General features: G+C 31.9%; 7 protein-coding genes. 3 read left to right on the forward strand and 4 right to left on the reverse strand.

Features of this window, described 5'->3' with window-relative positions:
- Positions 1 to 222 precede the first annotated feature (222 nt).
- Entirely contained in the window at positions 223 to 3,375 is a 3,153-nt protein-coding gene (locus ACI9TV_RS03250; RefSeq protein WP_415249324.1) for a putative bifunctional diguanylate cyclase/phosphodiesterase, read from the forward strand.
- Positions 3,376 to 3,422: 47 nt separating this feature from the next.
- Here ACI9TV_RS03250 and ACI9TV_RS03255 read toward each other — a convergent pair whose 3' ends face one another.
- From ACI9TV_RS03255 to ACI9TV_RS03270, 4 genes are all read right to left on the reverse strand, one after another.
- On the reverse strand, positions 3,423 to 3,776 hold the full coding sequence (locus tag ACI9TV_RS03255; protein WP_415249325.1) for a DUF1641 domain-containing protein: 354 nt from the start codon (positions 3,774 to 3,776) through the stop codon (positions 3,423 to 3,425).
- Between the two features lie 10 nt (positions 3,777 to 3,786).
- Positions 3,787 to 4,977 carry an NAD(P)/FAD-dependent oxidoreductase gene (locus ACI9TV_RS03260; RefSeq protein ID WP_415249326.1) on the reverse strand — a complete coding sequence of 397 codons (1,191 nt, stop codon included), beginning with the start codon at positions 4,975 to 4,977 and terminating at the stop codon, positions 3,787 to 3,789.
- 86 nt (positions 4,978 to 5,063) lie between these two features.
- The gene (locus ACI9TV_RS03265; protein WP_415249327.1) at positions 5,064 to 5,747 is read right to left on the reverse strand and encodes a response regulator; all 684 of its coding nucleotides are present in this window, start codon (positions 5,745 to 5,747) and stop codon (positions 5,064 to 5,066) included.
- Between the two features lies 1 nt (position 5,748).
- Positions 5,749 to 7,215 carry an ATP-binding protein gene (locus ACI9TV_RS03270; protein WP_415249328.1) on the reverse strand — a complete coding sequence of 489 codons (1,467 nt, stop codon included), beginning with the start codon at positions 7,213 to 7,215 and terminating at the stop codon, positions 5,749 to 5,751.
- Between the two features lie 217 nt (positions 7,216 to 7,432).
- Between ACI9TV_RS03270 and ACI9TV_RS03275 the strand changes: the two genes are divergently transcribed.
- Together ACI9TV_RS03275 and ACI9TV_RS03280 are read left to right on the forward strand one after the other, a co-directional pair.
- Positions 7,433 to 7,642 (forward strand): hypothetical protein, encoded by a 210-nt coding sequence (locus tag ACI9TV_RS03275; RefSeq protein ID WP_415249329.1) that lies wholly within the window; start codon positions 7,433 to 7,435, stop codon positions 7,640 to 7,642.
- A gap of 220 nt (positions 7,643 to 7,862) precedes the next feature.
- Positions 7,863 to 7,977, forward strand: a 115-nt coding sequence (locus tag ACI9TV_RS03280; RefSeq protein WP_415249331.1) for a 4Fe-4S binding protein, incomplete at its 3' end; no start/stop codon positions are given.

Genomic DNA, 7,977 nt, shown 5'->3' on the forward strand with positions numbered 1-7,977 from the left:
TCTCTTTTTTAATGAGATTATACTCTGGAAACTTGAGACTCTAATAAAATACATTTATAAATTTAAATGCAATAAAGAAGGCCTTACATTATAAAGTAGAGAAAATTATTTCAACATAATTACGGAATAAATTGTATAAAAACCGTTAATGTTATCTATATTTAATCTAATAAATGTAAGAATACAAAGACTTTATTTTACATGTAGTTATTGAGGATAGATATGAATAAAATACTTTTGATTCTTCTTTTTACGACTTTAGGCCTATTAGGAAATTTTTATAATGTAGAAATGTTCTTTGGTGTAAATCAAATCTTTGGGTCTATCTTTATATTTTTATCTCTCTACTATTTTGGTATCAGTATAGGTCTTATTGTAGCTATTGCAGTGCAGAGTTCTACCATCTATTTATGGGGACACCCTTATGCTTTTTATAGTTTTGTCTTAGAGGCCTTAGTCGTCGGGATACTTTTAAAATGGCGTATTAAAAATATATTTATCGCCGATATAATGTACTGGCTAGTTATTGGTATTTGGCTTGTTCCATTGTTTTATGGAGAATTTATAGGGCTCGCTGATAATCAGGTTGAACTTATAATGTTAAAACAGCCAGCTAATGGTATTCTCAATGCTCTCTTAGCAAGTGTCATCATCATTATATTTTCAAGATTTAATATTCTTCAAAAAAATATCAAAGATAAAATAACTTTACATAATTTAATTTTCATTGTAATTATGACTAGTATAGCACTTTCACTTTTTACTACTGCAAACTTAATTAGTAAAAATACATTTGAACATTTTAAAAATCAGAATATAAAAAAACTAACGCAAGTAGGAAAGCATCTCGAAGGAGAAGTGGAACATTTCACTCAGTATATATTCACTGAACTTTCTCAAACTATAGATATTCACAAAGAAAATAATAATATAATTAAATTGAATATATCCTCTGATTTTAATCGTATATGGAAAATGGGTATACATGACTTAGAAATTGTAGCTACAAATAATTCTCTTGAAACAACAGAAGCTCCAAATATACAGTGTTCAGAAAATAATAATTTATTTATAAAAGATGAAACTATTTTTGCACATATACACCATAATAATCATTGTTATATTGGTGAAGTTAAATACTCATTACTCATGAATTTCTTCCAAAGCCAATCTATATATCCAAATATTGAATTGCTCTTGTTGATTGATGATAGAGTTTTTGCTGTTACTAGAAACGAAGACCATATTAACTTGCAAAAGTATATTCAAGAATCTACAAAAACTCCTTTAGCGGGTAATTTATACCATTTGCTTCCATCCAAAAAAATGCCAAAGATGCTTAAATGGAAAAAATCTGCTTATATGTATGAGATACCGGCATCAAGTACTTTGAACTATCCATTACTTATAAAACTTAGTATTGCGGACTCGATTGATAAACTGCAAGAAATTTATATATACACCTTTTATGTACTTTTGGGAATTATTATTTTTGCCGCTATTCTCTCATTCCTTGTTACAAAAAGTATGTTCGTATCTATTTCTCGCTTAAATAATGTTGCAAAGGATTTACCGCTTAAAATAGAAAATAATGAGAAAATGGAATGGCCTGATAGTTATATCCAAGAGATAAAAGATCTTTCTCAAAACTTTTCTGAGGTAACTAGTGTACTGCAAGATATATTTAGCCAAAGCAAGCTTAGATCAAAAGAAGATCTTAAATTAATCAATATAGTATTTCAAACAACCTCTGAAGGTATCATGGTTACCGATATAGAGAAAAATATCATTATGGTTAATCAAGGGTTTAACAAAATCACAGGCTATAGTAGCGAAGAAGTTATTGGTAAAAAACCAACTATACTCCAATCTGGGAAGCAGAGCGAGGCAGACTATAAAAGAATATGGACCGCTATAAGCAATGATTTAAGTTGGTCAGGAGAAATTTGGAACAGACGTAAAGATGGTTCACTTTATGCAGAGTGGCTTACAATCTATAAAGTTTTCAATGAAGAAAATGTTTTAACAAACTACATTGGTGTTTTTATAGATATAACTGAGCAAAAAGAGACACAAGAGAAAATAAACCAGCTTGCATATTACGATACGCTTACAAATCTTCCAAACAGACAACTTTTTCAAGATAGAGTAGATCACGCGATTAGTAAAACTAAAAGAGCAAACACAAAACTAGCAATGATATTTATTGATCTTGATAATTTTAAAAGTATTAATGACACTCTCGGGCATCATACTGGAGATGAGCTTCTTAAACATATTGCGAAATGTATCAAAAAAAGTGTACGAGAAAGTGATACAGTTGCAAGACTTGGTGGTGATGAGTTTACTATCTTAGTCGAAGATATACGTGAAGACAACCATGTTACATATCTTGCAGAATCTCTCATAAAGAACATTAAACAATCACTTGTACTATCTTCTCAAGAAATTTACCCCTCGGCTAGTATCGGGATTTGTCTTTACCCTGATGATACAACTTCTAAAGATAAACTTATGCAGTTTGCTGATACCGCTATGTATAGAGCAAAAGAAAATGGTAAAAATAGATATGAGTACTATACAAGTAGTATGAATGAGAATGCCTTAAGAGAACTAGAAATTGAATCAGGTCTACGCTATGCTATAGCACATGAGCAATTAGAATTACATTACCAACCTCAAGTACTACATGATGGAACAATAATAGGGTGTGAAGCACTTATCAGATGGAATAAAGATGGAGATTATATTTCTCCTGCAGAATTTATTCCCATTGCTGAAAATACTACCTTAATGAAAGATTTAGAACACTTCGTAATTAAAACTGGAGCATCTATGCTTAAGTCATGGAGAGAAAAAGGATATGATCTTGTCATGTCTTTAAATATATCAAATAATCAATTTAAAAAAGAAAGTTTTGTAGAAGATTTACAAAGGATTGTTGACTCAGTTGGTATAGACTATAAATATATAGATCTTGAATTAACAGAGCGTATAGTGATGGATAGTGATGATAGTAAGATTAAACTTGATAAGCTAAATAGCTTAGGTTTTCAGCTCTCGATTGATGACTTTGGGACTGGACAATCATCTTTGAGTTACCTCAAACGCTTCGATATGGATAAGCTTAAAATTGATAAGTCTTTCGTTGATGATATTCCAAATGATCATCAAAGTTGTGATATTGCAAAAGCAATAGTATCATTATCTAGCTCACTTAATATGAAAAGTGTCGCTGAAGGTGTTGAAACACAAGAACAACTGGAATTTTTAGTTAGTATAGGTTGTGAATACTTTCAAGGCTACTATTTTAGCAAGGCCTTAGACTCAGAAAGTTTTGAGCAAGTATACTTGATAAATAAACAATCTAAATAATTAATAGCCACTAAAGAAGAAAGTCTACGTGGCTACTAAGAAAGACTTTACATCTGTTTCCCGATTCCTTTGGTTAGATTTAACATAAATGCCAATCCTTTCCTAGTATCTTCATCCCTAAGTAGTTTTAACATACCAAAAAGGCTAGGAACTTCATTCTTTACACTTTCACGTTTAGCATATCTAACAGCATTTTCTGTTACAAAACCTGCACTTGCCATATTATCTATAGAATGAACCATTTTCTCAACTATTGGAGTTGTTGTCATCTCTATTTGATCTGAAACAACAGCAAGTAAATCAATTAAGTTATCAATTCTTCCAGTTTGAACCAACATCGTCATTTTGTCTTCTATCTCTTGCATCGCTGCAGTTTTTTGTACTTTTATTTCTTCGCTCATAATAATCCTCCTATAACATACCGCGTGCGGCAGCCCAATATAAACTTTTGTTAAAACCTAAACGCACAAAACTACCGAGTTTACTACAAGGTGTTGGTTTAACATCTTCTTCATAGTCATACCAAAGTGGCATACCACACTGTAAGCCCATTTGAGCAATGGCAATAACTTTACCATCATAAGATTCAGTTGGATAACCAAAACGTAACTCCGCGGCGATGTTATCTACAAGTACATCTACTTGATTATGAACAGTACCACCAGCTTTTGATACAGATAAATCTACAGTATCGCCTAGGGTATAAACATTATCTAAACCTTTAACTTTCAGAGTCTGTTTATCAGTTGGTAACCAACCTTCATCATCGAGTGCTTCTGATAATCCTGATTTACGAATAACTTCAGCAGCAATAAATGGTGGCGTTGACATTAATATATCAAACTCCATCTCTTCACCTTCTTCTGAGTATGCTATCTTTTTCTTAGGATCTACCTTAGCAAGGGTAAACTTAGTTTTATATTTTACATTGATACTATCAAAGATACTAGGAAGTACATCAGAAGTTGGAGCTTGTAAGAAAAGACCATTTTCTACTGCTTGAGATTTTGTTGGGTATGTGTATATAATCTCAATATCATCACGTATACCTTTTTCAGTTAAAAAGTCATGTAACATCATTGTAGTCTCAACTGGCGCGATACCACATTGGTGAGGGATATTTGGAGTTTTTGGAAAGTTTACAGTTACAAGAACTCTACCACTTTTAAGTGCTGCAAATTTTTTAGCTATTGCTTTAGCACCTTCATAACTATAAAACCAATCGCCACCCTCTTTAAGTCCAGGGATTCTGTCAGCTGCAACTTCACAACCTGTTGCAAGAACTAAAAAGTCATAGTTATATTTTTCTCCACTTGAGCCTTTTACAAAATTACCTTTTGTATTTATCTCAACAGCCTTATCAACTTTAAAACCAACCTCCAACATAAGCAGAGAACGCTGATCACGAATAAACTCGTGTCCTGCAGCTTTATGAAAGGCTACATACATTGCCCCTGGACGGTATACGTGAATTTTTGAGTCAGAAATCATCATGATTTCTATCTCTCCACGATCAATTTCTGGCATAAGTTTATTTGCAAGGTTATTAGCTGTCATGGTTCCAGCAGTACCACCACCAACTATAAGAATTTTCTTCTTCATACATCACTCCTTTAATTTCTATAGAGAGATGGTAACGAAAGATTAAAAGTTATTAATAAGCTATTAATAAGGTTTTTATAAGGATTTTAGGAAAGATTGAGACGGTAGCCCAAACCTTTGAGGTTTTCAACAAGTGATGGGTAAAGTTTTTTACGTAAACCGACAACTACCATTCTGATAGCATCATCTGATACTGGTTCATCATAAAGGTTTTGTTCTATCATTTCCAAGCCTACAACACCTTGTCTATTTTTAATAAGTAGTTCTAAAAGTAAAAGCTCTTTTTTTGTAAGTTTAACCGCTTGAATTTCTTTATAAACCATCTTTTTATCAGAGTCATAATGAAAGCCCTCTCCTAAGTTGGAGATAGTAGGGATAGAGATAGACTCTGGCATATGAGAAGAAAGGGCCACTAAAAGTTCATCTATGTCTATAGGTTTTTTTAGATAAAGATGCACACCCGATTCAACTGCACGGTTTAAGTAAGGTTGGGAGTTAAATGCAGTCATCACTACACGCAAAGTTTGTGGTGAAATAACAGAGATTTTATGTAAAAAGCTAAGTCCATCTACTTCTGGCATTTGTATATCAGCTACAATAATATCTGTCGGTGTTTGTGTAAATATTTCTAGAGCATCCATAGCATTTGTCGCTGAGTAGACCTCTTTAAAGTAAATTTTTAGAACTCGGACAAGCCATTTAAGTGTACTTGGGTCATCTTCTACTACCAATATTGTATGCATTGATAAACGCTTGTGTAAAGCTTCCATACTACTTACTTTCCTTACATCGTAACTCTATACAAAACTTTGTACCATCGTTATGGTTTTGAACATTTAAATACCCTTGCATATGATGTTCAATAATAACCTTGGACATATAAAGCCCTATTCCACTTCCATTTTCTCGGGTTGTAAAATATGGGTCAAATATTTTATCTAAATTTTTCTCTTCTATACCGCCACCATTATCTACTATACAGATAGTGAGTTTTTCTTCCACAGAGTCCAAAACAATATCAATAGCTCCATTTTTTTGAGATGTTTTTACAATAGCTGTCATGGCATTATGAACTATGTTCATCACAACCTGTTTAAACTCATTTGGAAAACCGATTACTTCTTGAGAGAGTTCCTCTTTAGACTTTATACTTACTTTTACATTATGAGATTTAAGTTGTACGTCTATCAAACGCAGAGCATCTTCAATACTGTGAAGCACATCAAAACTTTCTTTTGTTTTAGATATACGAAAGAAGCCACTAAAATCCTCAATAGTTTGAGACATATAGTTTATCTTCTCCATAATCTCACTCTCAATCTCTACTAAAGACTCCTTATCCAAGGTCTCACTTCTACTAATATGTTTTAATCCCTGAACAATAAGACCCAATCCATTCAAAGGTTGTCTCCATTGATGGGCTATTGAATCTATCATTTCACCCATTGCGGCTAAACGCGACTGATGACACATGATTTCATATTGCTCAGTTCTTTTCGCTACTTCTAGTTCAACTTGACATTTAAGTTCTTCTTGATACTTTATATCTTGTGTAATATCTGAAGTAATCATAACAATTTCATCACGACTTTTTAAATAACTAAGAGACATACTCGCATTTAAATGTAAACCTGATTTTGTAACACATACCTTACGGAAATTTTGGATGCTACCATATTTTATGGCTTTTTCTACAGCTGTCTCAGAAGCGTTTGCATACTCTGGCGAAGACAAAGAAATACAAGACTCACTATAAAGTTCTTCCATTGTATATTCCATCATATTTTGAAAAAATTTATTTGCGTATAGAAACATTCCATTATGGTCTAATATAGATATCCCATTTGCAGCTAAATCAAAAACAGCTTGAAGTTCCTCTTTTTTAGAAACTAAGTCATTCACACTTTTTTTAAGTTGAGATTCTACATTACTAAAACGTGTTATATCAATCAGATATAATAAAGAGTTTTCTTCATCTTCCCCAGTGTTTAAATAAACATCATAATCGTGATTTAAAAATGTAATACTCAGAGAATTGACCTCTCCATGTAATAAACTTAGAAGCTTATTATAAACACCATTATCAAATAACATTGACAACTTGATAACCTTGGTTAAATCAAAATTCTCTGCAAGTAATTTACGTTGCTCTCCATAAATAGCATTTATTGAGTACTCTTTACTAAGGTTGAATATAAGAGCCTGAGGAAAACTTCTAAGCATATCAGTTGTATTCATTACGTAGCCTAAATATTTAAGATGAAAAATTATATCTACTAACTCTTAATATATATAATTAAGTCTTATAAATTAACACTATCCCTTTAGATATGAAATTTTTGTATACTCTTCATCTTTTACTTAAAAAAACATGAAAATTCATTCTTTAAAGCTTTATAAGGTATAGATTGGTTACACTTTAAAATTATGATGAAAAGAACTTAAAGGATTGTATATGAGTAAATTAGATGTAAAGGTACAAATAAGTCTTTTAAAAGAGGCTAGAGAGTACCTTAAAAATGTAAAACCAGTAAGTGATATTAACTTAGAACAGAAAAAAGGTGCTATTGTCTTAACTCAAGAGCATATCATTGAGTGGCTTGAAGTATTTTATGATGATCGTATCAGGATGGATACTTGCAATCAAGCCTCAGTAAAACAATAGAAAAAAATAAGAAGAAAAAACCAAAGAAAAGCTAACTTTCTTTGGTTTTTTCGTTTAATTCTACTCTTTTTTCTCTCTTTCTGTAATCCCCTATTAGTGAGTTTTAGTAGATAACTCTAAAGCAAATCACTTATGGAAACCCAAACTAGTAAAAATGTTTAATGAAATTTTAAATTGATGAGGATAAGATGGCCTCTTAGTTTAATTTAAAGGATAGAAAATGTCAGTTCGTATTACAGATTTATGTATTTCGTGTGATGCTTGTTTAGATGAGTGTCCAACAAGCTCAATAGTTGATGATGATGATAACCCAACAGGAGAGGATATATATTATG

It is taken from the genome of Sulfurimonas sp., from assembly GCF_047622445.1.
GTDB lineage: Bacteria > Campylobacterota > Campylobacteria > Campylobacterales > Sulfurimonadaceae > Sulfurimonas.

Bases quoted from the DNA above. Each gene is read 5' to 3' on its own strand.
- ACI9TV_RS03260 (WP_415249326.1), bottom strand. From the start codon at position 4,977: ATGAAGAAGAAAATTCTTATAGTTGGTGGTGGTACTGCTGGAACCATG.
- ACI9TV_RS03275 (WP_415249329.1), top strand. From the start codon at position 7,433: ATGAGTAAATTAGATGTAAAGGTACAAATAAGTCTTTTAAAAGAGGCT.
- ACI9TV_RS03250 (WP_415249324.1), top strand. From the start codon at position 223: ATGAATAAAATACTTTTGATTCTTCTTTTTACGACTTTAGGCCTATTA.
- ACI9TV_RS03265 (WP_415249327.1), bottom strand. From the start codon at position 5,747: ATGGAAGCTTTACACAAGCGTTTATCAATGCATACAATATTGGTAGTA.
- ACI9TV_RS03270 (WP_415249328.1), bottom strand. From the start codon at position 7,215: ATGAATACAACTGATATGCTTAGAAGTTTTCCTCAGGCTCTTATATTC.
- ACI9TV_RS03255 (WP_415249325.1), bottom strand. From the start codon at position 3,776: ATGAGCGAAGAAATAAAAGTACAAAAAACTGCAGCGATGCAAGAGATA.